This is a genomic window from Streptomyces sp. CA-135486, from assembly GCF_050936555.1.
Taxonomy (GTDB): Bacteria; Actinomycetota; Actinomycetes; order Streptomycetales; family Streptomycetaceae; genus Streptomyces.
In genome coordinates this window covers 3,043,926-3,070,658 of the sequence record NZ_JBNJMM010000001.1, presented here as the reverse complement: position 1 = coordinate 3,070,658, position 26,733 = coordinate 3,043,926, and the positions used below count along the sequence as shown (strand labels likewise).

32 protein-coding genes and 1 riboswitch are annotated in these 26,733 nt (G+C 70.2%); of the genes, 18 read left to right on the top strand and 14 right to left on the bottom strand.

Annotated elements, in window-relative coordinates:
- Window positions 1-153: 153 nt before the first annotated feature.
- Window positions 154-723: a peptide deformylase gene (gene def / locus ACQEVG_RS13925; RefSeq protein ID WP_432982199.1), complete on the bottom strand. Its 570-nt coding sequence runs from the start codon at window positions 721-723 to the stop codon at window positions 154-156.
- Between the two features lie 115 nt (window positions 724-838).
- Between def and ACQEVG_RS13920 the strand changes: the two genes are divergently transcribed.
- The 5 genes from ACQEVG_RS13920 to ACQEVG_RS13900 all read left to right on the top strand — a co-directional run bounded on the left by ACQEVG_RS13920 (window position 839) and on the right by ACQEVG_RS13900 (window position 5,374).
- Window positions 839-2,077 (top strand): Mur ligase family protein, encoded by a 1,239-nt coding sequence (locus ACQEVG_RS13920; RefSeq protein WP_360870779.1) that lies wholly within the window; start codon window positions 839-841, stop codon window positions 2,075-2,077.
- Between the two features lie 20 nt (window positions 2,078-2,097).
- Window positions 2,098-2,826, top strand: coding sequence for a type 1 glutamine amidotransferase (locus ACQEVG_RS13915; RefSeq protein WP_432982195.1), 729 nt, complete (start codon window positions 2,098-2,100; stop codon window positions 2,824-2,826).
- A 185-nt stretch (window positions 2,827-3,011) separates the two neighbouring features.
- Window positions 3,012-4,037 (top strand): 6-phosphofructokinase, encoded by a 1,026-nt coding sequence (locus ACQEVG_RS13910; protein ID WP_432982192.1) that lies wholly within the window; start codon window positions 3,012-3,014, stop codon window positions 4,035-4,037.
- A gap of 164 nt (window positions 4,038-4,201) precedes the next feature.
- On the top strand, window positions 4,202-5,152 hold the full coding sequence (locus tag ACQEVG_RS13905; RefSeq protein WP_432982189.1) for a cytochrome c oxidase assembly protein: 951 nt from the start codon (window positions 4,202-4,204) through the stop codon (window positions 5,150-5,152).
- 63 nt (window positions 5,153-5,215) lie between these two features.
- Complete coding sequence (locus tag ACQEVG_RS13900; protein WP_432982186.1) at window positions 5,216-5,374, top strand: hypothetical protein; 159 nt, start codon at window positions 5,216-5,218, stop codon at window positions 5,372-5,374.
- A 187-nt stretch (window positions 5,375-5,561) separates the two neighbouring features.
- Here ACQEVG_RS13900 and ACQEVG_RS13895 read toward each other — a convergent pair whose 3' ends face one another.
- Window positions 5,562-5,954: an SSI family serine proteinase inhibitor gene (locus tag ACQEVG_RS13895; protein WP_432982183.1), complete on the bottom strand. Its 393-nt coding sequence runs from the start codon at window positions 5,952-5,954 to the stop codon at window positions 5,562-5,564.
- Window positions 5,955-6,107: 153 nt separating this feature from the next.
- Entirely contained in the window at window positions 6,108-6,650 is a 543-nt protein-coding gene (locus ACQEVG_RS13890) for an ATP-binding protein (protein ID WP_432982180.1), read from the bottom strand.
- 272 nt (window positions 6,651-6,922) lie between these two features.
- Here ACQEVG_RS13890 and ACQEVG_RS13885 point away from each other — a divergent pair, with 272 nt between their 5' ends.
- Window positions 6,923-7,630: a lysophospholipid acyltransferase family protein gene (locus tag ACQEVG_RS13885; RefSeq protein WP_432982177.1), complete on the top strand. Its 708-nt coding sequence runs from the start codon at window positions 6,923-6,925 to the stop codon at window positions 7,628-7,630.
- A gap of 135 nt (window positions 7,631-7,765) precedes the next feature.
- On the opposite strand, the gene ACQEVG_RS13880 is transcribed toward ACQEVG_RS13885, so the two are convergent.
- From ACQEVG_RS13880 to ACQEVG_RS13845, 8 genes are all read right to left on the bottom strand, one after another.
- Window positions 7,766-9,328, bottom strand: coding sequence for an alpha/beta hydrolase (locus tag ACQEVG_RS13880; RefSeq protein ID WP_432985345.1), 1,563 nt, complete (start codon window positions 9,326-9,328; stop codon window positions 7,766-7,768).
- Between the two features lie 172 nt (window positions 9,329-9,500).
- Window positions 9,501-10,241: an urease accessory protein UreD gene (locus ACQEVG_RS13875; protein ID WP_432982174.1), complete on the bottom strand. Its 741-nt coding sequence runs from the start codon at window positions 10,239-10,241 to the stop codon at window positions 9,501-9,503.
- Complete coding sequence (ureG, locus tag ACQEVG_RS13870) at window positions 10,238-10,915, bottom strand: urease accessory protein UreG (RefSeq protein WP_432982171.1); 678 nt, start codon at window positions 10,913-10,915, stop codon at window positions 10,238-10,240. Before ureG ends, ACQEVG_RS13875 begins: the two co-directional genes overlap by 4 nt.
- A gap of 19 nt (window positions 10,916-10,934) precedes the next feature.
- Window positions 10,935-11,690 (bottom strand): urease accessory protein UreF, encoded by a 756-nt coding sequence (locus ACQEVG_RS13865; RefSeq protein ID WP_432982168.1) that lies wholly within the window; start codon window positions 11,688-11,690, stop codon window positions 10,935-10,937.
- A gap of 3 nt (window positions 11,691-11,693) precedes the next feature.
- Window positions 11,694-13,415, bottom strand: coding sequence for an urease subunit alpha (locus tag ACQEVG_RS13860; RefSeq protein ID WP_432982165.1), 1,722 nt, complete (start codon window positions 13,413-13,415; stop codon window positions 11,694-11,696).
- Window positions 13,408-13,737, bottom strand: a complete 330-nt coding sequence (locus tag ACQEVG_RS13855) for an urease subunit beta (protein ID WP_432982162.1) — start codon at window positions 13,735-13,737, stop codon at window positions 13,408-13,410. The genes ACQEVG_RS13860 and ACQEVG_RS13855 overlap by 8 nt, the downstream gene beginning before the upstream one ends.
- 13 nt (window positions 13,738-13,750) lie before the next feature.
- Window positions 13,751-14,053 (bottom strand): urease subunit gamma, encoded by a 303-nt coding sequence (locus ACQEVG_RS13850; RefSeq protein ID WP_399662332.1) that lies wholly within the window; start codon window positions 14,051-14,053, stop codon window positions 13,751-13,753.
- Window positions 14,054-14,279: 226 nt separating this feature from the next.
- The gene (locus ACQEVG_RS13845) at window positions 14,280-14,561 is read right to left on the bottom strand and encodes a type II toxin-antitoxin system Phd/YefM family antitoxin (protein WP_432982158.1); all 282 of its coding nucleotides are present in this window, start codon (window positions 14,559-14,561) and stop codon (window positions 14,280-14,282) included.
- A gap of 132 nt (window positions 14,562-14,693) precedes the next feature.
- Between ACQEVG_RS13845 and ACQEVG_RS13840 the strand changes: the two genes are divergently transcribed.
- The 4 genes from ACQEVG_RS13840 to ACQEVG_RS13825 all read left to right on the top strand — a co-directional run bounded on the left by ACQEVG_RS13840 (window position 14,694) and on the right by ACQEVG_RS13825 (window position 17,273).
- On the top strand, window positions 14,694-15,149 hold the full coding sequence (locus ACQEVG_RS13840; protein ID WP_432982155.1) for a lamin tail domain-containing protein: 456 nt from the start codon (window positions 14,694-14,696) through the stop codon (window positions 15,147-15,149).
- Between the two features lie 180 nt (window positions 15,150-15,329).
- Window positions 15,330-15,965 carry an ATP-dependent Clp protease proteolytic subunit gene (locus ACQEVG_RS13835; protein WP_432982152.1) on the top strand — a complete coding sequence of 212 codons (636 nt, stop codon included), beginning with the start codon at window positions 15,330-15,332 and terminating at the stop codon, window positions 15,963-15,965.
- Window positions 15,966-15,972: 7 nt separating this feature from the next.
- Window positions 15,973-16,293 carry a hypothetical protein gene (locus ACQEVG_RS13830; RefSeq protein WP_432982149.1) on the top strand — a complete coding sequence of 107 codons (321 nt, stop codon included), beginning with the start codon at window positions 15,973-15,975 and terminating at the stop codon, window positions 16,291-16,293.
- Between the two features lie 337 nt (window positions 16,294-16,630).
- Window positions 16,631-16,793, top strand: a riboswitch (cyclic di-AMP (ydaO/yuaA leader).
- Window positions 16,794-16,796: 3 nt separating this feature from the next.
- Window positions 16,797-17,273 (top strand): C40 family peptidase, encoded by a 477-nt coding sequence (locus ACQEVG_RS13825; RefSeq protein ID WP_432982146.1) that lies wholly within the window; start codon window positions 16,797-16,799, stop codon window positions 17,271-17,273.
- A gap of 115 nt (window positions 17,274-17,388) precedes the next feature.
- Here the strand turns inward: ACQEVG_RS13825 and ACQEVG_RS13820 are convergent, their stop codons facing one another.
- Window positions 17,389-18,018, bottom strand: a complete 630-nt coding sequence (locus ACQEVG_RS13820; protein ID WP_432982143.1) for a LysE family translocator — start codon at window positions 18,016-18,018, stop codon at window positions 17,389-17,391.
- A gap of 104 nt (window positions 18,019-18,122) precedes the next feature.
- Here ACQEVG_RS13820 and ACQEVG_RS13815 point away from each other — a divergent pair, with 104 nt between their 5' ends.
- Window positions 18,123-19,034 carry a LysR family transcriptional regulator gene (locus ACQEVG_RS13815; protein WP_432982140.1) on the top strand — a complete coding sequence of 304 codons (912 nt, stop codon included), beginning with the start codon at window positions 18,123-18,125 and terminating at the stop codon, window positions 19,032-19,034.
- Window positions 19,035-19,167: 133 nt separating this feature from the next.
- On the opposite strand, the gene ACQEVG_RS13810 is transcribed toward ACQEVG_RS13815, so the two are convergent.
- Entirely contained in the window at window positions 19,168-19,599 is a 432-nt protein-coding gene (locus tag ACQEVG_RS13810; protein WP_432982137.1) for an ATP-binding protein, read from the bottom strand.
- 223 nt (window positions 19,600-19,822) lie between these two features.
- On the opposite strand from ACQEVG_RS13810, the gene ACQEVG_RS13805 reads away from it, so the two are divergent.
- A complete protein-coding gene (locus tag ACQEVG_RS13805; protein WP_432982134.1) occupies window positions 19,823-20,680 on the top strand; it encodes a helix-turn-helix domain-containing protein in 858 nt (285 codons plus the stop codon).
- Window positions 20,681-20,692: 12 nt separating this feature from the next.
- On the top strand, window positions 20,693-20,899 hold the full coding sequence (locus ACQEVG_RS13800) for a DUF397 domain-containing protein (RefSeq protein ID WP_432982131.1): 207 nt from the start codon (window positions 20,693-20,695) through the stop codon (window positions 20,897-20,899).
- Window positions 20,900-20,924: 25 nt separating this feature from the next.
- On the opposite strand, the gene ACQEVG_RS13795 is transcribed toward ACQEVG_RS13800, so the two are convergent.
- Window positions 20,925-22,070, bottom strand: a complete 1,146-nt coding sequence (locus ACQEVG_RS13795; RefSeq protein WP_432982128.1) for an 8-amino-7-oxononanoate synthase — start codon at window positions 22,068-22,070, stop codon at window positions 20,925-20,927.
- A 145-nt stretch (window positions 22,071-22,215) separates the two neighbouring features.
- Here ACQEVG_RS13795 and bioB point away from each other — a divergent pair, with 145 nt between their 5' ends.
- The 5 genes from bioB (at window position 22,216) to ACQEVG_RS13770 (ending at window position 26,615) form a co-directional block, all read left to right on the top strand.
- Window positions 22,216-23,388 (top strand): biotin synthase BioB, encoded by a 1,173-nt coding sequence (gene bioB / locus ACQEVG_RS13790; RefSeq protein ID WP_432982125.1) that lies wholly within the window; start codon window positions 22,216-22,218, stop codon window positions 23,386-23,388.
- On the top strand, window positions 23,381-24,688 hold the full coding sequence (locus tag ACQEVG_RS13785; protein ID WP_432982122.1) for an adenosylmethionine--8-amino-7-oxononanoate transaminase: 1,308 nt from the start codon (window positions 23,381-23,383) through the stop codon (window positions 24,686-24,688). Before bioB ends, ACQEVG_RS13785 begins: the two co-directional genes overlap by 8 nt.
- Window positions 24,689-24,825: 137 nt before the next feature.
- On the top strand, window positions 24,826-25,539 hold the full coding sequence (gene bioD / locus ACQEVG_RS13780) for a dethiobiotin synthase (protein WP_432982119.1): 714 nt from the start codon (window positions 24,826-24,828) through the stop codon (window positions 25,537-25,539).
- 4 nt (window positions 25,540-25,543) lie between these two features.
- Window positions 25,544-25,882, top strand: coding sequence for a VOC family protein (locus ACQEVG_RS13775; RefSeq protein ID WP_432982116.1), 339 nt, complete (start codon window positions 25,544-25,546; stop codon window positions 25,880-25,882).
- 49 nt (window positions 25,883-25,931) lie between these two features.
- Window positions 25,932-26,615 carry a class I SAM-dependent methyltransferase gene (locus ACQEVG_RS13770; RefSeq protein WP_432982113.1) on the top strand — a complete coding sequence of 228 codons (684 nt, stop codon included), beginning with the start codon at window positions 25,932-25,934 and terminating at the stop codon, window positions 26,613-26,615.
- The last annotated feature ends 118 nt before the right edge of the window (window positions 26,616-26,733 follow it).

Sequence of the window (26,733 nt, the reverse complement as noted above, 5' to 3'; positions counted from 1 at the left end):
CGGACCCTCCCCCTCCGCCCTACGGGCGTGGGGGCCCACCCAATCGCCGGCGGGGCTTGGATGATTTCCCGCCCGGCGGGCGGGAAATCCAGCCCGTCCGGCGATTGAGGACAACGCCCGAAGGCCGTACGGAGGCTGGGGGCTTGTCCCCGGTTACGGGAAGCGGCGGGGTGGGGGAAGCTCCCCCCGTGACCACGGCGCGCGGCGCACCGCGCGACGCGCTCTCGCCCGGCGCCAGCCCGTGAGCCGGTCCGTATAGACCACCCCCTCCAAGTGGTCGCACTCATGCTGCAGGCACCGCGCGAAGAAGCCCGTGCCCTCCACCCGCACCGACTCGCCCTCCGCCGTCACCCCCTCCACCACCGCGTGATCGAAGCGCTCCGTACCCGCTTCCAGGCCCGGCAGCGACAGACAGCCCTCCGGCCCCCGCACCGTGACCCCGTCCGCCTCCACCAGACGCGGATTGACGATGTGTCCGAGATGACGGACGTCATCGTCGTCCGGGCAGTCGTACACGAACACCCGCAGCGGCACCCCCACCTGGTTCGCCGCCAGGCCCACCCCCTGCGCCGCGTACATCGTCGCGAACATGTCCTCGATGAGCGTCTTCAGCGCGGGAGAGAAGTCCGTGACGGTCTCGCACGGGGCGTGCAGCACAGGATCTCCGAGCAGGCTCATGCCCCTCACGAGTCCGGAACTGCCTGGGATCGGCCGGTTTCGCATGGCCGTAAGCGTACGGTCCGCCGTGACCTCCACGTTTTCCGCCGGTGCCGACGTACGGGCGCAGGAGTGGACCTCGATAGGCTGGGCCGGACCGATGCAAGGAGGATCAAGGACGATGTCAGGCAACTCGGAGCCACTGACGCCGCGCGCCAAGCTCGCCGTGACGGCAGGCAAGGCCGCAGCGGCGGTGTCGCGCGCCGCCGGACGCGGCAGCGGTTCGGTGATCGGCGGCCGGGTCGCGCTCAAGCTCGACCCCGATCTGCTGGGGCGGCTGGCGCAGCACCTGGACGTCGTCCTCGTGTCGGCGACCAACGGCAAGACCACCACCACCCGGCTGATCGCCGAGGCGCTGCGGGCCAGCGGCCCGGTCGTCTCCAACGCGCTCGGCGCCAATATGCCCGCCGGCATCACCTCCGCGCTGGCCGGCGGCTCCGACGCCAAGTTCGGTGTGATCGAGGTCGACGAGAAGTACCTCGCCGGCGTCGCCCGCGATGTGACGCCCAAGGCGATCGCGCTGCTCAATCTCTCGCGCGACCAGTTGGACCGCGCCGCCGAGACCCGGATGCTGGCCGAAAAGTGGCGCGAGGGCCTCTCCGGTACGAAGGCCATGGTCATCGCCAACGCCGACGACCCGCTGATCGTGTGGGCCGCCTCCTCCTCGCCCAATGTGGTGTGGGTCGCCGCGGGCCAGGAGTGGAAGGACGACGCCTGGTCCTGCCCGTCCTGCGGCGGTGTGATGCAGCGCCCCGGCGACGACTGGTTCTGCGGCGAGTGCGGTTTCCGGCGCCCTGCCCCCAGCTGGGTGCTGAGCGGTGACCACGTCCTCGATCCGCACGGCTCGGCCTGGCCGATCCACCTCCAGTTGCCCGGCCGCGCCAACAAGGCGAACGCCGCCACCTCCGCCGCCGTCGCCGCCTGCTTCGGAGTGCCGCCGCAGGTCGCCCTGGAGCGCATGTACCAGGTCCAGGCCGTCGCCGGCCGCTATGACGTGGTCAGCTTCCTCGGCCGTGAGCTGCGCCTGCTGCTCGCGAAGAACCCGGCCGGCTGGCTCGAAACGTTCTCCCTGATCGACCCGCCGCCGACGCCCGTCATCCTCTCGGTCAACGCGCGCGGCGCCGACGGCACAGACACCTCCTGGCTCTGGGACGTCGACTACACCCGGCTCGCCGGTCACCCGATCTTCGTCATCGGCGACCGCAAGCTGGACCTCGCCGTCCGCCTGGAGGTCGCGGGTCTGGACTTCCGGGTGTGCGAGAACGCCGACGAGGCGGTGCAGCTGGCCCCGCCCGGCCGGATCGAGGTCATCGCCAACTACACCGCCTTCCAGGACCTGCGCCGCCGCGTCGGCAACTGACCCGCAGAGGATTGACGAGTATGAGCGACAGCAGCCTGCGTCTGGTCTGGGTCTACCCGGACCTGCTCAGCACCTACGGCGACCAGGGCAACGCGCTGGTCGTGGAGCGCCGCGCCCGGCAGCGCCGCCTGGACGTGATGCGTATCGACGTACGCAGCGACCAGCCGGTCCCCACCTCCGGCGACATCTATCTGATCGGCGGCGGCGAGGACCGGCCGCAGCGGCTCGCGGCCGAGCGGCTGCGCCGCGACGGCGGACTGAGCCGGGCCGCGTCCAACGGCGCGATCATCTTCTCCGTCTGCGCCGGATACCAGATCCTCGGCCATGAGTTCATCAACGATCTCGGCGAGCGCGAGCCGGGTCTCGGTCTGATCGACGTGGTCTCCACGCGCGGTGAGGGCGAGCGCTGCGTCGGTGACGTACTGGCGGACATCGACCCGCAGTTGGGCCTGCCGCAGCTGACCGGCTTCGAGAACCACCAGGGCATCACACACCTCGGCCCGACGGCCCGCCCGTTCGCGCGCACCATCCTCGGCCGCGGCAACGGCACGGGCGACGGCACCGAGGGCGCGTACAACGACACCGTCTTCGGCACGTACATGCACGGTCCCGTGATGGCGCGCAACCCGCAGATCGCGGACCTGCTGCTGAAGCTGGCCCTCGATGTGAACGCGCTGCCGCCGACGGACGACCGGTGGTACGAGGCGCTGCGCGCCGAGCGCATCGCGTCGGCGACGCAGCCCGCCTGACCGGGAGCCTTCGCGCGGGAACCTGCTGCCGGGTCCGCCTGGCAGGAGCACGACCGGCAGGAGGCTGCCGTCCATCAGTCGGACGCCCGGTTCGGCCCCGTCACCCATCGCCGGTAGGGTGGCGGGGATCCAACCGGACGACGTGGTCCGGAAGTCGGCCCACGTTTGCAAAGGTATTTCGGGCTATGCGCATTGGTGTGCTCACCTCCGGCGGCGACTGCCCCGGTCTGAACGCCGTCATCCGTTCCGTCGTGCACCGCGCCGTCGTCGATCACGGCGACGAGGTCATCGGCTTCCACGACGGCTGGAAGGGCCTTCTGGAGTGCGACTACCGCAAGCTCGATCTTGACGCGGTGGGCGGCATCCTGGCTCGCGGCGGCACGATTCTCGGCTCTTCCCGGGTCCAGCCCGCGCATCTGCGCGACGGCGTGGAGCGGGCCAAGGGGCATGTCGCCGAGCTCGGTCTCGACGCGATCATCCCGATCGGCGGCGAAGGCACTCTCAAGGCCGCCAACCTTCTCTCCGAGGGCGGGCTGCCGATCGTCGGCGTGCCGAAGACCATCGACAACGACATCGCGTCGACCGATGTCACCTTCGGTTTCGACACCGCTGTCGGTGTCGCGACCGAAGCGCTCGACCGGCTGAAGACCACCGCCGAGTCGCACCAGCGTGTGCTGATCGTCGAGGTCATGGGGCGGCACACCGGATGGATCGCGCTGCACTCGGGCATGGCGGCGGGCGCCCACGCCATCGTCGTACCGGAGCGGCCCTTCGACATCGGCGAGCTGACCCAGCGGGTCGGCGAGCGCTTCTCGGCGGGCAAGAAGTTCGCGATCGTCGTGGTCGCGGAGGGCGCCAAGCCGCGCGAGGGCTCGATGAAGTTCAACGAGGGCGGCAAGGACATCTACGGGCACGAGCGCTTCGCGGGCGTGGCCCAGCAGCTCTCCGTCGAGCTTGAGCAGCGGCTCGGCAAGGAGGCCCGCGCGGTGATTCTCGGCCATGTGCAGCGCGGCGGTACCCCGACCGCGTACGACCGGGTGCTCGCCACCCGCTTCGGCTGGCACGCCGTGGAGGCCGCGCACCGCGGTGAGTTCGGCATGATGACGGCGCTGCGCGGCACGGACATCACGATGGTGCCGCTGGCCCAGGCGGTGGAGACACTGAAGACCGTCCCGGCCGAGCGCTACGCCGAGGCCGAGTGCGTGCTCTGAGGCTGCGCGAGCCGGGGTTGCCTGCTCTGCAAGGCAACACCCTCAGATCGGTCCATATCTGAATGAACTGCCCCCGGTCGCAGGTGCGATCGGGGGCAGTTCTACTCTGGTGCGGACAAGCGGACATCTCAGCACGAACCAGCAGCGGAAACAGGAGCCGGCGGATGGATCACAGCGGGCACGGCATGACGATGGATCTGCCGCCGTTCACGCTGGGGCGGGGGCTCGAGTTCTCACCGGACCCGTTCTTCCTGGTCGGCTCTCTGCTGGCGCTCGGCCTCTACGGCTGGGGCGTACTGCGGCTGCGCAGGCGCGGCGACGCCTGGCCGGTCGGCCGCACCGTCGCCTTCGCGCTCGGCGTGCTGAGCGTGGCACTGGTGATGTGCACCAAGCTCAATGACTACGGCATGGTCATGTTCAGCGTGCACATGGTGCAGCACATGGTGATCAGCATGCTCTCGCCGATCGTGCTGCTGCTCGGCGCGCCGGTGACGCTGGCGCTGCGCGCGCTGCCGGTCGCCGGCCGCGGCCGCAAGGGGCCGCGCGAGCTGCTGCTGGGGCTGCTGCACAGCCGCTATATGCGTGTGGTCACGCACCCCGTCTTCACGATCCCGCTGTTCATCGCGAGCCTGTACGCGCTCTACTTCACGCCGCTCTTCGACTTCCTCATGGAGTCGAAGACCGGGCATGTGGCGATGATGGTGCACTTCCTCGCGGTGGGTCTGGTCTTCTTCTGGCCGATCATGGGCGTGGATCCGGGCCCGCAGCGGCCGGGATATGTGATCCGGATGCTGGAGCTCTTCGCGGGCATGCCGTTCCACGCCTTCTTCGGGATCGCGCTGATGATGGCGACCGAGCCGATGATCAAGGCGTACGAGAATCCGCCGGCCTCGCTCGGCATCGACGCCCTTGCCGACCAGACCGCGGCGGGCGGTATCGCCTGGGCGTTCAGCGAGATCCCGTCCGTGCTGGTGCTGATCGCGCTGGTCTTCCAGTGGTACCGCTCCGAGCAGCGGCAGGCCAGGCGCATGGACCGGGCCGCGGACCGGGACGGCGACAAGGATCTCGAGGCGTACAACGCGTATCTCGCCTCGCTCCAGGCGCGCGGGCAGTAGCGCGCAGCCCTCCTCACGGGTGACCATGAGGGCGACGGCCGGGGCCGTCGGAGGAGGGCGCGCATGTCCGGATCCACGAAGGCGATGGGAGTGCTCACCGTCGGGACCCTGGTGGTCGTGACGGCCTATACGGCGGCACTCGGCAGCAATGGCTGGCTCTGGTTCGGCTGGGTGGTGCTCGGCCTGGTGACGATCGGGGTGGTGTCCTCACGCAGCAACTAGGTCCTGTCCGGTCGATCAGGCCGGATCAGTGAGCGGGGTCTGGTGCGTGCAGATGCAAGGCGGAGGAAGGAGCCCACGCGGAGCGTAGGCGACTGACGACAACGCAGCAGATGTGCGTGCCAGGGCACGCGAGCCCGGCAAGATCGGCCGGACAGGACCTGACCGCGCGACCAGCGACCGAGCGCGGTCAGAACCGGAATACCTCACCGGTTGCCGCGTCCAGCGCGCACGCGTTGGCGTATGTCTTGTGCCAGGCCGTCATGCGGCCGCGCCAGGTGCCGGTGGCGCCGGCCGTGACCGGGTCGAACTCCTCGGTGCACGCGTGCGGATCGCCGGGCAGCCTGTCCAGATCACCGCGCGCCGCCGCGAGCGCGCCGCACGCGGCGGCGGCATAGGGGTGCGCCCCGCCGGGCTTGGGCGGGCAGTGCAGCAGCAACCCGCGCACCCAGGTGTTCTCGCTCCCGGACACGGTGAGGAACAGGCCTCGGGGTGCCGGCGCGTCGCCGACGGCGTGTGCGGGGACGGCGGTCGCAGCAAGAGACATCAGGGCTGCTGCGGCGAGGACGGCGCTGCGGTGCATCCAGGGCTCCTGGGTGTGGGGGGTGTGTCTCGACGCAGGGCCGGACAGAGGCCAGAGCACCTGCTCACTGTCGGCGTCGGCAAGAGGCCACGCGGGCGGGTAGCGCGTACGGGCGAGGCGAATCGCCCGTACGGCTCCGCAGTCAGCAAGCAGTCAGCCGCTTGCGACGGCCGCGCCCACACGATCGACGGACCGAGCCTCCAGCGGCACGGCCGGGACGCCGTCGCCCTGGAGCACGGGGCTCGCCGGCAGGGGCTTGAACTCAGGCACGGGCGACATCGGGGCCGGCGCTGCCCGACGGACACGCTGGACCTCCTTCACCCGGCGGCTGAACCAGATCACCTTGCCCGTGGCGGTGCCGCAGGTGCCCCAGCTGTCGCTGAGAATCGCGACGGTGGCGAGTCCGCCCTTGGAGGGGCTGGAACTGGTCAGCCGAGGCATCCGGCGGTCCTTGTCCGCCACGGACGCGATCAGGTGCCGACCCGTCCAGCGCAGTTCCACCACGCAGGCCTTGTCGCCCTTCACATGGTGGACGACATTGCCGACGAGTTCGTCGACCGCCCGGCAGACCGGTGTGATGTGGTCTTCCAGGCTCCAGTACCGAAGATGCGCGGCGAGAATGCGCCGGATCTGAGGAATCCGCTCTGTCGATGCCTGCACTTCCAAGGTGTAGCGGCAGGCGGCCGTGACATGCATGACCGTTACTCCTCACCGCGACCTGGTCACCCCTTCGGCTGCTTGACCCCCGAGTGCGAAGAGTGAGCAAGTGTCGCTTCTGGGTCACCACCCAGACTGACCTCGGGCGCCCAAGACCGCAACACATCGCCCGTCCGGCGCAAGCAGGCTGTCCGGTACCAGGCGGTTACGCGGGGCGATGGCTGCACCTAAACTGACCGTTCTTGCGACGCTACTGACCTGGCACAACGCAGTCCTGACGCCTATCCGGACCAAGTGAGGAGCACCCTCAATTGTTCTATTACGTGCTCAAATACGTCATTCTGGGGCCGCTGTTGCGGTTGCTGTTCCGGCCCAGGATCGAGGGACTCGAGCACATTCCGGCAGAGGGGCCGGCGATCGTCGCCGGAAACCATCTGTCCTTCTCGGACCACTTCCTGATGCCGGCGATCATCAAGCGCCGCATCACCTTCCTGGCGAAGGCCGAGTACTTCACCGGGCCGGGTCTCAAGGGCCGGCTGACGGCGGCGTTCTTCCACAGCGCCGGGCAGATCCCGGTGGACCGCTCCGGCAAGGAGGCCGGTCAGGCGGCGATCCGTGAGGGCCTCGGCGTGCTGTCCAAGGGCGAGCTGCTGGGGATCTATCCCGAGGGCACCCGGTCGCACGACGGCAGGCTCTACAAGGGCAAGGTCGGCGTCGCCGTGATGGCGCTCAGGGCGCAGGTGCCGGTGGTGCCGTGCGCGATGGTGGGGACCTTTGAGATCCAGCCACCGGGACAGGTCCTGCCGAAGATCAAGCGGGTGACGGTGCGGTTCGGCGAGCCGATGGACTTCTCGCGGTACGCGGGAATGGAGAACCACAAGGCGGCGATCCGCGCGGTCACCGACGAGATCATGTACGCGATCCTGGAGCTGTCCGGACAGGAGTACGTGGACCGCTACGCCGCCGACGTCAAGGCGGAGCTGGAGCAGCCGAAGAAGTTCCCACGGCGCAGAAGCTGAGAGCGGATCCGCGCCCGGGTATGCGGAGGAGGGCGCATGGTGGGGCGACGCGAGGGGCGGCGACGACCTGAGCTCCCTAGCCGAAAGGAGGGGCGGCCGGAACCGGCCGCCCCTCCCCCGTGCTGCCGGTATGCCTTACGGCTTCGGCGTGGCGTGCGGAGTGCACGTCACATCGCTGCCGTCCAGCTTGCCGCTGAGCAGGTAGGCCTCCACCCGCTGGTTGATGCACGGGTTGACCAGGCCGGTCACCCCGTGCGAGCCGGCGTCCTTCTCGATGATCAGACGCGAGCCCTTGAGCCGCTTGTGCAGCTCGACGGCGCCTTCGAACGGCGTGGCGGCGTCACGGGTCGACTGCACGATGAGCACCTGCGGCAGGCCCTTGCCCGTCTTCACCCTGACCGGGGTCTGCTGCTTGGACGACCAGGTGGCACACGGCAGGTTCATCCAGGCGTTGGCCCAGGTCATGAACGGGTGATCCTTGTGCAGCCTGGTGTTGTCCCGGTCCCACTTCTTCCAGCTGGTGGGCCACTTGGCGTCCGCGCACTCGACGGCCGTGTAGACGGCGTTGCCGTTCTCCGACGCGATGTTGCCCGCGGTGTCCGACAGGTCGGGCGCCGCGGCGTCGACCAGCGCCTGGGTGTCACCCGCGACGTACTTGCTCCAGGCCTGGGCGGTGGGCGCCCAGGAGGAGTCGTAGTACGGCGCGCTCTGGAAGAAGCTGATGAGCTCCGCCGGTCCGACTACTCCGCCGAGCGGGCTCTTCTTGGCGGTGGCCCGCAGCTTCAGCCACTGCTGCTCGACCTTCTCGGGGGTATCCCCGATGTGGTAGGTCGCGTCGTTCTTGGCGACCCAGTCCTTCCAGTCGTTCCAGCGCATCTGGAAGGCCACGTCCTGGTCGAGGTTGGCCTCGTACCAGATCTTCTCCCGCGACGGGTTGACCACGCTGTCGACGATCATCCGGCGCACATGGCCCGGGTAGAGCGTCGCGTACACCGCGCCGATGTACGTGCCGTAGGAGACGCCCAGGAAGTTGAGCTTCTTCTCACCGAGGGCGGCCCGGATGACATCCAGGTCGCGCACGGTGTTCGGCGTGGTCATGTACGGCAGCATCCAGCCGCTGCGCTCGGCGCACCCGTCCGCGTACTCGGCGGCGAGCTTGCGCTGGGCGCGCTTGTCGGCCTCGCTGTCGGGCACCGGGTCGGCCTTCGGGACCTTGACGAACTCCTGCGGGTCGACGCATGAGATCGGGCTCGAGTGGCCGACACCACGCGGGTCGAAGCCCACGAAGTCGTACGCCTTCGAAGTGTTGACCCAGAGCGGGTTCTTGTTCGTGACCCGGGTCGGGAAGCGCATGCCCGAGCCGCCGGGGCCGCCCGGGTTGTAGACCAGGGCACCCTGGCGGTCGGCCGCGGTGCCCGTGTTTCCTATGCGGTCGACGGCGATCTTGATCTGCTTGCCGTTGGGCCGCGCGTAGTCGAGCGGAACGCTCACATAGCCGCACTGGATGGGCTTGGCGAATCCCCAGTCCGCCGGACAGTCCGCCCAGTCGATCCCCTTCTTGGCAGCGCGCTCGGCGGCCAGCTGAGCGCCGCGAGCCTCGGAGTAGCCGCGATGGCGGCTCTCGGCGTTGGCCGCCGGAGCCGCCATCGCGCCTGCAATGAGCGTGCCCGCGATCAGAGTGCCGGCCGAGCCGAGCACTGCTGTGCGTCTCACGTAGAACTCCCCCTATCTGTTGTCGAGTTCTCCCGGGGATCCTTTCGTCTGCGGGCATGCCGAGAACAGGTCGTACTGGTGTTTCTTTACCGAACCAATAACCGGTGACTCAAGTCCCGCTGAGCGGTGCAGCATTGCGGGCGCGTCCGGGCCTCGCTCAGCCGGGAAGTTCGGCGCGCAGCACCTCGTCCAGTACGCACCGCAATTGGCGGGCGTCGGGTGCGACGGCCGTGACCAGGAAGGCCGGACCGGCGAGCGGAGTGAGAACCGCGGCCTCGCCGAACAGTCGCGATTCTGCCGGTTTGTCATCCAGTGCCGGGTTGACCACAAGGAGTTGGCCGACGGCACGGTGCCCGCCGAGGACGGCGCCGCCGTCCCAGCCGCCGGGCGCGCCCGGGCCGTAGCCGAGCTCCTGGTCGAGCAGCGGACGCCCCGCGCGGCGGACCGTGAGGCGGGTGGCAAGGGTGCCGGGCTGCTCGCCGTACCGGCCGAGGATCTGCTCCTCGCGCAGCACCAGCCGTGCCGTGGCGGCCAGCTCGACCCGCGTACGCATCCGCAGGTCACTTCCGTACGCGGAGATGAGCTGTTCCGGCAGCCAGCGCAGCTCGGCGTCCTCGCCGACGGTCAGCCGCACGTCGTAGCGGGCCTGTTCGGGTGTGCGTCCGGGCAGCGCGATGGTGGCGGCCGCGGAGTCGACATGGAGCCGGGCGCCCCGACCCACCTCGGCCTCGATGGCGAGCCGGTCGCCGCCGAGCGGGGCGCTCATCGCGCCGACGACGGTGACCCGGGTGTACGGGCCGGTGGCGCGGGTACGGCGCAGCGCCAGCGGTCCGTCGCTCGTCAGCTCCGGCAGTCCTTCGCGGGTGGCGACGATACGGGCGGTGGCCTGGATGCTCATGCGGTCCAGTCGGCGAGCCGGTCGCGCACCCACGCGGCCACCGGGCCCACGCCCCCCTCGCCCTTCAGCGAGGTGAAGACGACGGGGAGTTCACCGCGCTGCTCCTTGGCGTCGCGCGCCATCCGCCCGAGGTCGGAGCCGACGTACGGCGCGAGGTCCGTCTTGTTGACGACGAGCAGATCGGCGGTGGTGACGCCGGGGCCGCCCTTGCGCGGGATGTCGTCGCCGCCCGCGACGTCGATGACGAAGATCTGGGCGTCGACGAGCCCCTTGGAGAACGTGGCGGTGAGATTGTCGCCGCCGGACTCGACGAGGATCAGATCGAGCGGGCCAACGCTCTCCTCCAGCTCCTCCACGGCTTCGAGGTTGGCGGAGATGTCGTCGCGGATCGCGGTGTGCGGGCAGGCGCCGGTCTCCACGGCATGGATGCGTTCCGGAGGCAGCACGGCGTTGCGGAGCAGGAACTCGGCGTCCTCGCGGGTGTAGATGTCGTTGGTGACGACGGCGATGGACAGCCGGTCGCGCAGCGCGCCACAGAGCGCGGCGACGGTGGCCGTCTTGCCGGAGCCGACGGGTCCGCCGAGGCCGATGCGCAGGGCACGCCGGGTGCCGTCGGGGCGGGTCGCGTCGGCACCGACTGCGGCCGGTCCGTCGTGGGAGTGGTCGAGGTGCATGGTGCGGCTCCTGGATGTCTTACGAGGCGAAGAGGCGTACGGGCCAGGTCGCGTGCTGCTCGGCCGTGATGTCGAGCAGCGGCGCCGACGCGGCGGGCAGGGCGTCGATGCCCTCGGCCGCGGCTGCCGCGGCGCGGGCGGCGACCTCGTCCATGTCGGGGGCGAGGCGGGCCAGGACGGCGGTGGCCTGGAAGGGGTCGAGGCTGAGCAGACGTACCGCCGCGGTGGCCGGACCGCTGACCGTCTCGTATGCGACGCAGTGCGCGGCGTCCGTCGGCCGAAGGCCCGCGGCACGGGCGGCGAGCCCGAGGACGATCGGCTGGTGCGTGCCGCGCGGGAAAGCCGCGGCGAGCCCGTCGAGTTCGGCGCACGGCCATGCCGCCCGGGCGGCGCGCATCATCTGCCGCCCGAGCTTGCGGGCGGTGGCCCGCAGAGCCGGTGAGGGGGTTCGGGCGTCCGCGGCCTCGTCGAGTGCCCTCGGATCGAGGCCCAGGGCAGCCGCGGCGGCGAGCCCGGCCGAGGTGAGACCGGTGGTGTGCAGCCGTCCCCGGCAGAAGGCGGCCAGATCCCGGGCGTCGCGAAGCCGTCCGGCCTTGACCGCCGCTTCGGCCCCACCGGAGTGGGCGTGCCCGCCGGCGGGGAACCGGCCGTCGGCGAGGACGAGCAGGGCCGCGCGCGCTCCTGGCGCGGAGCGGCCCGCGGCGGGACCGCCCTCGTCGGCGGGCAGGCCGAAGCCTCCCGCCGACGGGCCGTACTCAGTCGTTGCGTCGTTCATGGCTCAGAAGAGGAAGTAGCGCTGAGCCATGGGCAGTTCGGCGGCGGGCGCGGGCTCGACCGCCTCGCCGTCGATCGTCACCGTGAACGTGTCGGCGTCGACCTCGACGCGCGGCAGTGCGTCGTTCTCCCGCATGTCCGCCTTGGTGATGCGCCGCGTGCTGGTGATCGGCACGAACTTCTTGGCCAGGCCCAGGCGTTCGGGCAGATCGTCCTCGATTGCCGCCTGGGCGACGAAGTTGAACGAGCTCAGCGACGCTGCCCGCCCCAGCGCGCCGAACATCGGGCGGGGCATCACCGGCTGCGGGGTCGGGATGGAGGCGTTGGCGTCGCCCATCTGCGCATACGCGATCTGCCCGCCCTTGATGACGAGCTGCGGCCTGACCCCGAAGAAGGCGGGCTCCCACAGCACCAGGTCGGCGAGCTTGCCGGTCTCGACCGAGCCGATCTCGCTGTCCAGGCCCTGTGCGATCGCCGGGTTGATCGTGTATTTGGCGACATAGCGACGTGCGCGGTGGTTGTCGGCGTGGCCGTCCCCGGGCAGTGCGCCCCGGCGCTTCTTCATCACGTGCGCGGTCTGCCACGTGCGCATCACCACCTCGCCGACGCGCCCCATGGCCTGGGAGTCGGAGGAGATGATCGAGATGGCGCCGAGGTCGTGCAGGATGTCCTCGGCCGCGATCGTGGAGGGCCGTATCCGGGACTCCGCGAAGGCCAGGTCCTCGGGCACCGCCGGGTTCAGGTGATGGCAGACCATCAGCATGTCGAGGTGTTCGTCGATCGTGTTGACGGTGTGCGGCCGGGTCGGATTGGTGGAGCTGGGCAGCACATGGGGCTGGGAGACCACGGTGATGATGTCCGGTGCATGCCCGCCGCCCGCGCCCTCGGTGTGGTACGCGTGGATCGTGCGGCCCGCGATGGCGGCCAGCGTGTCCCCGACGAACCCCGCTTCGTTGAGGGTGTCCGTGTGGATGGCGAGCTGCGCGCCGGTCTCGTCGCAGACGCTCAGACAGGCGTCGATGACGGCGGGGGTCGCGCCCCAGTCCTCGTGGATCTTGAACCCGAGCGCCCCGCCGCGCAGTTGGGAGTGCATGGCTTCGCGGGACATCGTGTTGCCCTTGCCGAGCAGCCCGATATTGACGGGCAGGGAGTCCATCGCCCCGAACATCCGGGCAAGGTGCCACGGCCCAGGGGTGATGGTGGTGGCCTTGGTTCCCTCGGCCGGTCCGGTGCCGCCGCCCACGAGCGTGGTGACGCCCGTGGCGAGGGCCTGGTCGATGATCGTCGGCGAGATGAAGTGGACGTGCGCGTCGATGGCACCGGCGGTGACGATCTTCCCGTTGCCGGCGATGATCTCGGTCTCGGGGCCGATGACGAGGTCGGGATGTACGCCGTCCATCGTGTCGGGGTTTCCGGCCTTGCCGATGCCGGTGATCCGGCCGTCGCGGATACCGATGTCGGCCTTGACGATGCCCCAGTGGTCGACGATGACGACACCGGTGATGACGGTGTCGGGTGCGCCTTCGGCCCGCGTCGTACGGGACTGGCCCATCGACTCGCGGATCACCTTGCCGCCGCCGAACACGGCCTCGTCGCCCGCGAGTCCGGGCCCGCCGGAGCGGTCCGACTCGATCTCGATCAGCAGATCGGTGTCGGCGAGCCGGATCCGGTCGCCGGTGGTGGGCCCGAAGAGATCCGCGTACACGGCACGGTTGAGCTCAGGCACGTTCGTCTCCCGTCGCGTCGAGGGCACCTCTGGTCTCGCCGCGCAGTCCGGGGACGATCCGACGGCCTGCGAGGGGTACGAGTTCGACCTCTACCGGGATGCCGGGCTCGAAGCGCACGGCGGTGCCCGCGGCGATGTTCAGCCGTAGGCCCCGGGCGGCCTCGCGGTCGAAGTCCAGACCGGGGTTGGCCTCGGCGAAGTGGTAGTGGGAGCCGACCTGGACGGGCCGGTCGGCGGCGTTGACGACGGCGAGGCGGGTGACCTCGCGGCCCTGGTTGAGGGGCACGGGCCCATCGGCGAAGATGATTTCTCCGGGGATCATCGGCGCGGCCCCCTCAGACGATCGGGTCGTGGACGGTGACGAGCTTGGTGCCGTCCGGGAAGGTCGCCTCGACCTGGACGTCGTGGATCATCTCGGGGATGCCCTCCATGACGTCGGCGCGGGTGAGGACCTTACGGCCCGATGCCATGAGTTCGGCGACGGTGCGTCCGTCCCTGGCGCCCTCCAGGATGTGCGAGGTGATCAGGGCGACGGACTCGGGGTGGTTCAGCTTGACCCCGCGCGCACGGCGCTTCTCCGCCACGTCGGCGGCCACATGGATGAGCAGGCGTTCCTGCTCGTGCGGGGAGAGTTGCACGTGTCCACCTCACTGTCTTTTGGCCCAGTCCCGTCTGGGCGCAGCGGGACACCGGCTCATGTCAACACTCTGTTGACCTGCGCACGGACGTCTCGCGACCAGGGGTTGAACGGTAGGACGAAAGTTTTTCCGGCGCGTTAACTGATCTTGGGATCGCGCAGGACATCGGCGCCCGGCGAGCAGCCCGCACCGCGACGATCGGGGACCGGGTCGTATACGTGGCGGTTCAGCCGCGGCGGTCGGGGCGCCGGTGCTCGGCCGTCAGACCGAAGCGGGCGCGCTCACCGGAAGCGGATCCGACCTGGCCCAGCTTGGAGACCGAGCTGATGACCTGCTCCTCGGGCGCTTCCTGATCCCTCTCCAGGCGCTCCAGGTCAGCGGCGGACACCAGCGCCACGAGCGGCTTCCCGTGCCGGGTCACGACCACCCGCTCCCCGCCGTAGACAACACGGTTGATCAGCTCGGCGAGCTCTGCGCGGGCTTGCGTCACCGGAATCTCGTAGGCCATGCCCCCAGCTTAATCCGCGGCCATGACGTCCTGGTTTCGCAGATTCCGTCCCGGATCATGTGGGTCGTCACTAGTCTGGGCCTCTCGCTGGGCCCAATTGGGGGGTGCCCGGCCTGAAATCGAGGAACGCTCATGCTCCGCACCCGCACCATGGCCGCTGCCGCTGCCGCGGCATCGGCCGCCGGTCTCGCCCTGCTGCCCATGCCGGCACAGGCCGCGGCCGGCTCCGTTCATCTGTACAAGATCTACTACGACAGCCCGGGTTCGGACCGGGGCTCGAACGCGAGCCTCAACGCCGAATATGTGCAGATACGCAACACCACCTCGACGGCCGTCAGCCTGAAGGGCTGGACGCTCGTCGACGCGTCGAACCACAGGTACGTCTTCGGCGCATACACGCTGGGCAGAGGGAAGACGGTGACGGTGCACACGGGCAAGGGGACGAACAACGCGGCGCATCGCTATCAGGGGCGTGCCTGGTACGTGTGGAACAACGACAAGGACACGGCCACGCTGAGGAAGTCGACGGGCGCCAGGGTCGACACCTGCTCGTACAACTCCACCAGGGCCGACTACAAATTGTGCTGACCGCCTGACCTCCGCCCCCGCTGCCTGGGCAGCGGGGGCGTTGTCATGCCACGGCGCCGGTGGTGCAGCCGGCGCACGTTCGCCCTCAGCGAGCATCCGTTCCTGCATCCGGCCATTGATCTGTACGTCCTGTACATTTTTTACAGGCCAGCGCACGAGGAGCACGAGGAGAGGTACGTCATGAACCGCCCTGCCGCCCGCCATGTCCTGCCCGAGTTCACCGAGCGCACCAGCGCGGGATCCCGCACTCTCGACCCCTACTCGAAGCTGCTCGACGAGCGGATCATCTTCCTGGGCACCGTCGTCGACGACACCGCCGCGAACGATGTGATCGCACAGTTCCTGCATCTCGAATACGCCGCTCCCGACCGCGACATCTCCCTCTACATCAACTCCCCCGGCGGCTCGCTGAGCGCCATGTCCGCGATCTACGACACGATGCAGGTGGTCACCTGCGACGTGGCGACGACCTGCCTCGGGCAGGCCGCGTCGACCGCAGCCCTGCTGCTCGCCGCCGGCGCCCCCGGCAAGCGGATGGCACTGCCCGGCTCGCGGATCGTCGTCCAGCAGCCCGCGTTCGAGGAGCCGTTGCAGGGTCAGCCCTCCGATCTGGAGATCCAGGCCCAGGAATTGCTCCGACTGCGCGCCCAACTCGCTCGGATGCTCGTGCGCCACACCGGCCAGACCTCGCAGCGGATCGCCGCCGACCTGGAGCGCGACACGATCTTCGACGCCGTCGAGGCCAAGGCGTACGGGCTGGTGGACCATGTGCTCAAGAACCGCAAGACGTCACTGTCGTCCCGCGGTTCGAGGTGAGCGCCCGATGCTGCCTCCCGAGCTGCCTCCCGAGCTGCCGCCGCTGCCCGCGCTGACCCGCGCCGAGGGCGAGTTCATCGACAGCTACCTCGAAGTGCTCGATCTGCTGGGGCGGATCAACCCGGCGCGCGCCACGCACACCTATGGAGCGCTCCGCGCGGCACAGGCCCTGGCCGGCCGGGCCAACGCGCTCAAGGACGCCCTGACGCTGATGCATATGCGCGGCGAGAGCGAGATCCATGCGACGACGCTGGCCGAGGCGCTCAGAGCCCTCGACGGTGAACGCCGGGCGCACCGGGTGACGATGCCGCCCGCAGCGCTGAGTTGACGAATTCACCGCATCCGCCTACGGCCATCAGGGTACTGGTCACCCTCCCCCATTCGACGTAATCACTGTCTCCCGAAGCCCTACGGACAACTTGCGCACCGCGGCTACCGATTTGGCGGAATGACTTATTCCACCGCTGGTGCAAGGGTCCTCAGGCGTCCCCTGCCACCCCTCGAAACTTCCCTGTCCACCCGAACAGGTGAGTGGTGGTAAAGCTCACAAACTGCCGTTTCAGTTCGGAAATCCGGCATGAGTTGGGTCAAGATCCCTGGGACGACAAGCCCCCGCCACCGCGGCGGGGCGGTCCGGGCGGACGCCGAGTCCTGCCGCCGCTCCGGATGACTGGTCGACAGGAGTGCATCGGCAGGAGTGGAGGACCCAGCACGACGGGGCAGCCGGGAAGCCGGCAGTCCCTTGGGGTGAAGCCGCAGCCGCGGCCGGGCATCTTCGTCCGTCCGAACCCGACAGGTCACCCTTCACAGGCGGCTGACGAAGGGTTGCGCATGACTGCGCAGATTCATGTCCCGTTTCTGATGGGCCGGGCGGGCGCCGTATCGGCCCTCACCCTCGCCGCCGTCGGCGGCTCGCTGCTGGCGCCGGGAGGAGCCACAGAGGCATACGCAGCTACGACCCACGCGAGCAAGGCACTGCAGGTTGCCGCCTCGAAGAAGGGCGCGCCGTACAAGTACGGCGCCTCGGGTCCCCGCCGGTTCGACTGCTCAGGGCTGACGCTCTATTCGTACAAGAAGGCGGGCAAGAAGCTCCCACGCACGGCCCAGCAGCAGTACAACAAGACCCGCCACATCTCGGCCTCCTCCCGGCAGCAGGGAGACCTGGTCTTCTTCCACTCCGGCAGCAGCGTCTACCACGTGGGGATCTACGCCGGCCGCAACAAGATCTGGCACTCGCCGAAGACCGGATCCTGGGTGAAACTGGAGAAGATCTGGAGCAAGAAGGTCTGGTACGGCCGGGTGCGCTGACGCCCGTTGACTGATGGTGCGCCGATCGCCGCTCATCACCGGCGGTCGGCGCACGGGGACCGCACCGGAACCGCGTCCGGGTCCGGGTCCGGCGCCCGGCGCCCAGCGCCCGGCGTCAGTGCGCCGGCGGCTCCGCCAGCAGAGTCACACCGAGCGCGGTGAGCGCCCCGCCGGTGACGCCTTCCACGGCCCGTGTGGTGCGCGGCCGGCGCAGCCACTGCCCCAGGCGGTCCACCAGCAGCGCCACCGCGGGGAACCAGAGCAGAGCCAGTACGACGACGATCGTGGCGAGCAGCAGAGTCCGCGGCAGCACCGGCGCACCGTCCGGCACGAACTGCGGGAGCAGGCTGAGGAACAGGACCGGGGCCTTCGGATTGAGGACGTTCGTGAGGAACCCCTGCCGCAGACTCCGGCCCATGCCGCCGGCCGCTTCGCCCGCCGGATCCGGCACGGCGAGCGCCGGACGCAGCGCCGAGCGCACCGCCCGTACACCCAGGTAGAGCACATAGGCCCCGCCCGCGATCTGGAGCGTGCGGTACAGCACCGGGACCGCGACCAGGACGGCGGCGAGTCCCGCGACGGCCAGCGCGGTGTGCACGAGCAGCCCCCCGGCCACGCCGGCAGCGCAGGCCACGCCCGCGCGCCGGGAGGCGAGCGCATTGCGTACGACGACGGTGAAGTCCGCGCCCGGCATGGCGACCATGCCCGCGGCGACCCCGGTAAAGGCGACCAGTTGTGCGTCCATGCCGACCATCGTGGCCCGTCGCAGGCTTTAACGTGTACTTGCAACCTTCTGGGTCTGCCTAAAGCGATGCTTAAGCCTGGCAGGAGCCGGCAGGAGGGAGTGGCATGTACGACCCGACACGGCTGGCGGCCCTGGTGGCGGTCGCCGAGGCCGGTTCGATCACCCGCGCCGCCGCTCGCCTCGGCTACACCGCGCCCGCGCTCTCCCAGCAGCTGGCCAAGCTGGAGCGCGAGGCCGGCGCGGTACTGCTGGTGCGGCACCATCGCGGGGCGCGGCTGACCGCCGCGGGCGAGCTGCTGGCAGGGCGTGCCCGCCGGGTGCTGGACGAGATGGACCGGGCGCGTCATGAGCTGTCCCGGCTGTCCGAACTCTCCGGAGGGCGGCTGCGGGTCGGCACCTTCACGACCGTCGGCGTCCACCTGCTGCCCCCGGTGCTGAGCGCGTTCCGCAGGGCGCATCCCGATGTGGAACTCACCGTCGCGGAGTACGAACCACCGGCCGGGGTCCTGGCGGTCGCGGCCGGCGAGGTGGATCTGGCGCTCACGCATGCGTACGAACCGGCCGAGCCTGCGCCGCCGCCCGCCGGTGTGATCCTGGAGCCCCTGCTGGTCGAGGAGTTGGTCCTGGTGACGGCCCCCGGGCATGCGCTGGCGGGCGGCTCGGGCCGGCTGCCGGTGGCCGATCTTGCCGGGCAGCCGCTGATCAGCAGCGCTCCCTCGCACCCGCCCCGCAAAGGTGTGGAGTCAGCCCTGGCACGGGCCGGGGCAACTCCGGCCGTGGTGTGCGAGTCACCCGGCTATGCCCTGGTGTGCGCGCTGGTCAGCGCGGGGCTCGGGGTGGCGGTGGTGCCCGAGATGGTCGCCGCGATGGCCGCGACACCGCTGGGCGTACGTCAGTTGGAGTCGGCGGGGTTCCGGCGGACGATCTCGGTGGCGCACCGTGGCGAGGAGTCGGGCCCGGCGGCCGAGTCACTGCGGGCTCTGCTGCGCGGCGCGTTCGGCCGCGCGGGAAGCTGACGGCCGGGCCGAGAGGGCCGGGCCGGCCGTGCGCCCCACCCTGCGTCCTCGATCGGCGGAGCCGGGAGCGCCGCGTCGGCACCCGATCAGGCCATCGGGCTCGCTGCCGGTCCTCGACCGGCCAACGCCGTGATCAGCTCTGCACGGGCACGGTCCACGGCAGGGCGATCCAAACGGTCTTGCCGCCGTCCGCAGTCGGAGTGACGGAGAGGTGTCCCCCGCACTCCGCGGTCAGGCTGCGGATGATGACCATGCCGCGGCCGTTGTCCTGGCGGACGGCGGCAGGCAGCCGCTGCGGCCAGCGCGGGTGGCTGTCGGTCACGCCGATGCGCAGTTCCTCGTCGCGCTCCAGACGGAGGTCAACGGTGAAGGTCGGCGACTGGCCGAAGGTGTGCTGGACGGCGTTGGTGGCGAGTTCGGAGACGATCAGCCGGACGGTGTCGACGACGTCGGTCTCATCCGGCAGGCCCCATTCGGAAACGACGTGGGTGGCGTACCGCCGGGCCGCGGAGACCGAGGCGGGATCGCTCGGCAGAGTGACGGATGCTTCTTGGTGATCTGCCATGGCGAAGCTGTCCCTTTCCCACCGGGGCCGGGCTCCGACTCATAGCGGAATTGCGAGGACGGCCACGGATTGTGCTTCGCGCCAGAGTGCCACTGAACACGCCGTCGGTGGTGAGGATCCACCAGGATATGCATATATCTGTCGCTCAAAGCGGTGAACTCTGCTACGCGAGACCGTATTTGGACGCACCTCTCGCTTTGATCGACGCGGAAGGGAGCACGAGATGCGGCACGTCCCCGCGGTGCGCCGCCGCAAGCTCGGCGAGGAGCTGCGGAAGTTGCGCCTGGACGCCGGTCTCACCAGCAGGGACGCCGGCGGGCCGGCCGGCTGGCACCAGTCGAAGGTGAGCCGGATCGAGACCGGCGCCAGCGGGGTCAAGGCCGCGGATGTGACCCTGCTGCTGAATGTGTACGAAGTCGCCGACCCTCAACTGCGTGTGCTGCTCGAAACCTTGGCGGACGCGGCCGACGGCGCGGGCAGCGGCTGGTGGCACGCATACCGCGGGCTGATCCCGCCCGAGTACCGGGACTTCATTTCTCTGGAGGCCCAGGCCTGCGCGGCGCGCACGCTGGAGACCTCGGTCGTGCCCGGACTGCTGCAGACGCCGGACTACGCGCGTGCGGTGACCCGTGCGGCCCTGGAGGAGTTGTCCGCGGCGACCGTCAACTCGCTGGTGGACGTGCGGATCACGCGTCAGTCGGTGCTGTGGGGCGACAAGCCCCTGGAACTGAGCGCGGTGCTCGACGAGGCGGCGCTACGTCGCGAGGTGGGCGGCGGCCGGGTGATGCGGGAGCAACTGCGGTCGCTGGCAGAGACGGCACAACTGCCCCATGTGCACCTCCAGGTACTGCCGTTCTCGGTCGGCGGCTATGCGGGGCTCACGAGCCCTTTCGTTAACTTCTCATTTCCGAACACTTCTGATCTGGATGTGGTTGTTCTCGACCATTTGACGAGTAGCCTCTACCTCGAGCGGAAAGAAGACCTTGAGGTGTACGGCGCCGCCTTCCAGATCATGCAGGCGCGCGCCCTGTCACCAGCGGACTCATTGGATCTCATCGCCCGGATCAGTGACAGCGCATAGGGAGGCACCCCCATGTCCGATTGCCTCACGCACGACGCATTACGGTGGCGGCGCAGCAGCCGCAGCACGGGGATGAACAACTGCGTCGAGGCGGCCCGGCTGCCCGACGACTCGCTCGCGGTACGCGACTCCAAGAACATCCGGCGGCAGGCCCTGCGTTTCTCGCCGGGAGCCTGGAGCAGCTTCCTGACGGCCATCCACGAGGAGACCGTCAACTGACCACCGACTGACCGTCGATGGACCGTCATCCGGTCGGCGCGGCCCCGGTGATCGTGGCGATCGCCTGGTCGATCTGCCGATCGGTGAGGTCCGCACGCGCGGTGAGCCTGATCCGGGAGATGCCGTCCGGCACCGACGGCGGGCGGAAGCAGCCGACGACAAGTCCGGCGTCCCGGCAGTCCGCGGCCCACCGCAGGGCGGCCTCCGGCGACGGCGCCCGTACGGACACCACGGCGGCGTCGGGTCGTGCCGCGGTAAGACCCGCCTCTGTGAGACGGCGGTGCAGCGTCGCCGCGACGGTACGGGCACGGTCGGCCAGCGCGGGCTCGCGGCGCAGCAGCCGCACGCTCGCCAGCGCGGCTCCCGCGGCGGCGGGAGCCAAGCCCGTGTCGAAGATGAAGGTGCGCGCGGTGTTGACCAGGTGCTCGATCACCCGGGCAGGGCCCAGTACCGCTCCACCCTGGCTCCCCAGCGACTTGGAGAGGGTGAGCGTGGCGACGACGCCGGCGGCGCCCGCGATGCCGGCGGCGTTCAGCGCTCCGCGGCCGCCGTCGCCCAGCACGCCAAGACCGTGCGCGTCATCGACAAGCAGGGCCGCGCCGTGCTCGCCGCAGGCCTGAGCGAGGCCCGCCAGCGGCGCGGCGTCGCCGTCCACCGAGAAGACCGAGTCGGTGACCGCGAGAGCCCGCCGGCCGGGGTGCGCGTCGAGCGTCTTGCGTACCGCTTCCACGTCGGTGTGCGGCACGATCGCGGTCTCGGCCCGCGAGAGCCGGCAGCCGTCGACGATGGAGGCATGGTTGCCCGCGTCGGAGACGATCAGTGAGCCGCGGCCGCTGAGCGCGGTCACCGCGGCGAGATTCGCGGCATAGCCGGAGGACAGCACCAGGGCGGCCTCAAAGCCGCAGAACGCTGCGAGTTCCCGCTCGAGCTCGGCATGCAGCGCGGTGCTGCCCGTGACCAGCCGGGAGCCGGTGGCCCCGGCTCCCCAGCGGCGGGCCGCTTCGGCAGCGGCGCCGGTGATCTCGGGACGGCGGGTGAGGCCCAGATAGTCGTTGCTGGCGAGATCCAGCAGTTCGGACTCGGCGGTGCGCGGCCGGAGCGTACGCACGAGGCCCGCGCGCTCACGGCGGCGCGACTCGTCGTCGATCCAGTCGAAAGGATCCTGGGGCATGGTGGTCCGGTCCTTTTGTAGGCAGCGCACAGACCCTAACCGGGGTCACTCGAGGAACGGATGTGGCCATGCACACACCTCAAACACGGTCTCTTGTGTGGTTCCTCCTTGGCCGCGGCGTGTGCCGTACGTCAGGATCGGCGCCATGGACCTGCTGAACACGCTGGTGGAGAAGGGGCTGCGGCGCGAGCTGCCGACCCGTGAAGAAGCGCTCGCCGTGCTGGCGACCTCCGACGACGAACTGCTCGAAGTGGTTGCCGCGGCCGGCAAGGTCCGCCGCCAGTGGTTCGGGCGGCGGGTGAAACTGAACTATCTCGTCAATCTGAAGTCGGGGCTGTGCCCCGAGGACTGCTCGTACTGCTCCCAGCGGCTCGGCTCCAAGGCCGAGATCCTCAAGTACACCTGGCTGAAGCCCGACGAGGCGTCGCAGGCGGCCGCCGCGGGTGTCGCGGGCGGGGCGAAGCGGGTCTGTCTGGTCGCCAGCGGTCGCGGTCCCACCGACCGGGACGTCGACCGGGTCTCCAAGACGATCGAGGCGATCAAGGAGCAGAACGAGGGCGTCGAGGTCTGTGCCTGTCTCGGGCTGCTCTCGGGCGGACAGGCGGATCGGCTGCGGGCCGCGGGCGCGGATGCGTACAACCACAACCTCAATACGTCCGAGGGGACATACGGGGACATCACCACCACCCACACCTATGCGGACCGGGTGGACACCGTGCACCAGGCGCAGGCCGCGGGGCTTTCCGCCTGCTCCGGGCTGATCGCGGGCATGGGTGAGAGCGACGAGGACCTGGTCGACGTCGTCTTCTCGCTGCGCGAGCTCGACCCCGACTCGGTGCCGGTCAACTTCCTGATCCCCTTCGAGGGCACCCCGCTGGCCAAGGAGTGGAACCTCACCCCGCAGCGCTGTCTGCGGATTCTGGCGATGGTCCGGTTCGTCTGCCCGGATGTGGAGGTGCGGATCGCGGGCGGTCGCGAGGTGCATCTGCGCTCGATGCAGCCGCTCGCGCTGAACCTCGCCAACTCGATCTTCCTCGGCGACTATCTGACGAGCGAGGGCCAGGCGGGCAAGGCCGACCTCGACATGATCGCGGACGCGGGCTTCGAGGTGGAGGGCACGGACACGACGACGCTGCCGGAGCACCGCGCGGACGCGCTCGCGGGTGGCTGCGGTTCGCACTCCGGCTCCGGCGGATGCGGTCCGTGCGGCGACGGTGAGACGGTCGCCGAGCCCGTTGCCGAGGTACCCGCGGCGCGTACGGATCTGGTCGCCGTGCGCCGCCGTGGCGCGGGCACGGATCTCGCGCCCAATGCCTGAGTCCGCACAGGAGTCCGGCTACAGCCCGGGCGAGCTGCTGGCTCTGGACCGGGCGCACGTCTGGCATCCGTACGGCCCGATGCCGGGCCGTACCGATCCGCTGATCGTTCAGTCCGCGGCCGGCGTACGGCTGCGGCTCGCCGAACCGGTTCACGGGCAGCGCGAGTTGATCGACGGCATGTCGTCCTGGTGGTCGGCGATCCACGGCTACAACCACCCTGTCCTCAACGAGGCGGCGCGCGGCCAGCTGGAGCGGATGAGCCATGTGATGTTCGGCGGGCTCACGCACGAGCCCGCCGTGCGGCTCGCCGCCCGGCTGGTCGAGATCACGCCCGAGCCGCTGCGGCATGTCTTCCTCTGCGACTCGGGCTCCGTCTCGGTCGAGGTCGCGGTGAAGATGTGCCTGCAGTACTGGCGCTCGGTGGGGAGGCCGGCCAAGCAGCGGCTGCTGACCTGGCGCGGCGGCTACCACGGGGACACCTGGCAGCCGATGTCGGTGTGCGACCCCCAGGGCGGCATGCACGAGCTGTGGTCGGGGGTGCTGCCGCGGCAGATCTTCGCGGACGCGCCGCCGGTGGGCTTCGAGGAGTCGTACGCACAGCAGCTGCGCGATCTTGTCGCACGGCACGCGGACGAGCTGGCCGCGGTGATCGTGGAGCCGGTGGTGCAGGGTGCGGGCGGGATGCGGTTCCATTCCCCCGCGTATCTGCGGGTGCTGCGGGAGGCGTGCGACGAGCACGGGGTACTGCTGGTGTTCGACGAGATCGCGACGGGGTTCGGCCGTACGGGCACGCTGTTCGCGGCGGAGCACGCGGGGGTCTCTCCGGATGTGATGTGCCTGGGCAAGGCGCTGACCGGCGGCTATCTCACCATGGCGGCGACGCTGTGCACGGCGGAGGTCGCCGACGGCATCTCGCGCGGCGCGGTCCCGGTGCTGGCGCACGGCCCCACGTTCATGGGCAATCCGCTGGCCGCGGCGGTGGCATGCGCCTCGATCGATCTGCTGCTCGCGCAGGACTGGCAGCAGGAGGTCAAACGCCTGGAGACCGGCCTGCGAGAGGGGCTGGCCGCGGCGGAGGGGCTGCCGGGGGTGAAGGACGTACGCGTGCTGGGGGCGATCGGCGTCGTACAGCTGGACCACGAGGTGAACATGGCGTCGGCCACGGAGGCGGCGGTGCGGGCGGGGGTGTGGGTGCGGCCGTTCCGGGACCTGGTGTATGTGATGCCGCCGTATGTGACGGGGGACGAGGACCTTGCCCGGGTCTGCCGGGCGGTATGCGCGGCGGCGTCCGCGGGCTGACCGGGACCGGGGCTCCGCCCCGGACGGGCTTGACTCAAGCCCCGTCGGCGATTGAGGCGCGGGGGTCCGGGGGCGGATCCCCCGGTTACGGGAAGCGCGGCAGGGCGTGCAGGTGAACAGAAAGGCAGAGCGCAGCAATGGCAGTCATCGTCGTCACCGGGACCGGGACCGAGATCGGTAAAACCGTCGTCACCGCCGCCATCGCCGCGCTCGCGCGAGGGCGAGGCTCGTCCGTGGCCGTGGTGAAACCCGCGCAGACCGGGGTCGCCCCCGGGGACGCGGGCGACGTGGACGAGGTCGTGCGGCTCGCCGGACACGTCAACGGGGTTGAGATCGCGCGGTATCCCGAGCCTCTCGCTCCCGCGACCGCCGCGCTGCGCGCCGGGATGGACGCCGTCCGGCCGCGGGACGTCGTCGAGGCCGTCGAGAAGCTGGCCACGGAGCATGACCTTGTACTGGTCGAGGGGGCCGGCGGCCTGCTCGTACGGTTCGACGAGGAGGGGGCGACGCTCGCCGATGTCGCGGGACTCCTCCGCGCGCCCGTGCTCGTCGTCGTGCCCGCCGGGCTGGGGACGCTCAATTCCACCACGCTCACCGCGGAGGCCCTGCGCGCGCGGAGGTTGGAACAGCTCGGCGTGGTCGTCGGGAGCTGGCCCGCCGCGCCGGATCTGGCCGCGCGATGCAATCTCGTGGACCTGCCCGAGGCAGCAGGGGCGCCGCTTCTCGGAGCCGTGCCGGAAGGGGCCCCAGCGCTGGCTCCCGCCGACTTCCGGGCGCGGGCCGCCAGTTGGCTCGCGCCCGCGCTCGGCGGCGACTGGGACGCCGAGGCGTTCACCGCCTCCGTACGCTGAGCCCGTGCAAGCCCGAATCGACGAGATCGTCTTCGACTGCCACGACCCCGCCCGGCTGGTGCGCTTCTGGGCCGCCCTGCTCGGCGGGGACCCCGTAGACCGCAGCGCCGACTGGTCGTACATCGATCCGCCCGGATTCGTGCGCGTCGCCTTCCAACGCGTGCCCGAGGGCAAGGCGGTCAAGAACCGGCTCCATCTCGATCTCGACGCGGGCGATGTCGACCGGGCCGCCGACGAGGCGGTCGGTCTCGGCGCCGTACGGATGGGACCGGCCATCACCGACGACCACGGACGGTTCCAGGTCCTGACGGATCCCGAGGGGAACGAGTTCTGCTTCGTCTGACCAGGGGGACAATGACGGTGGAGTGCACCGCCGCCCCGAGGAGGTCGCAATGCCCCTGCGCCGCACCAAAGTGCCCCGGGACGCCGTGCACCATCCGCTCTTCGCCCGCTTCTACGCCAGAATCAGCGTGGTGGCGGACAAGAACGCCAAGATCGCCGACCACCGCAAGGAGTTGCTGTCCGGACTCTCCGGCCGGGTGATCGAGATCGGCGCGGGCAACGGACTGAACTTCGCCCACTACCCGTCGGCCGTCTCCGAGGTCGTCGCGATTGAACCGGAGCGCAGCCTGCGGCATCTGGCCACGCAGGCCGCCCGCCGCGCGGACGTCCCGGTGGACGTGGTGCCGGGCGCGGCGGAGGCACTGCCGGTCAAGAGCGAGGCCTTCGACGCCGCCGTGGCCTCGCTCGTGCTGTGTTCCGTACGGGATCTGCCGCGAGCGCTCGGCGAGCTCAGACGGGTCCTGCGGCCCGGCGGAGAACTGCGGTTCTTCGAGCACGGGCTGGCCGAAAGCAGAGGCATGGCGAGGACCCAGCGGGCGCTGGACCGCACGGTCTGGCCGCTGCTCTTCGGCGGCTGCCACACCGCGCGGGACACCATCGCCGCGATCGAGTCCGCGGGCTTCGAGCTCGGTTCGTACCGCAGGCTCCAGGTGCCGGAGGGCGGTGTGCGACTGCCCTCGTCCCCCTGTGTACTGGGCGTGGCCCGCCGCCCCTTCGTCACGGACCCCCACTAGCCGGCAAATGGCCGCGGCGGCGGACTACCTCTTCTTGTCCAGTTCGTCGGGCGGGGTGGTGGGCCATGCACCGCAAGCTGGCCGGCACACCGCCCGGACGGAGGGCTTCCAGTGATCC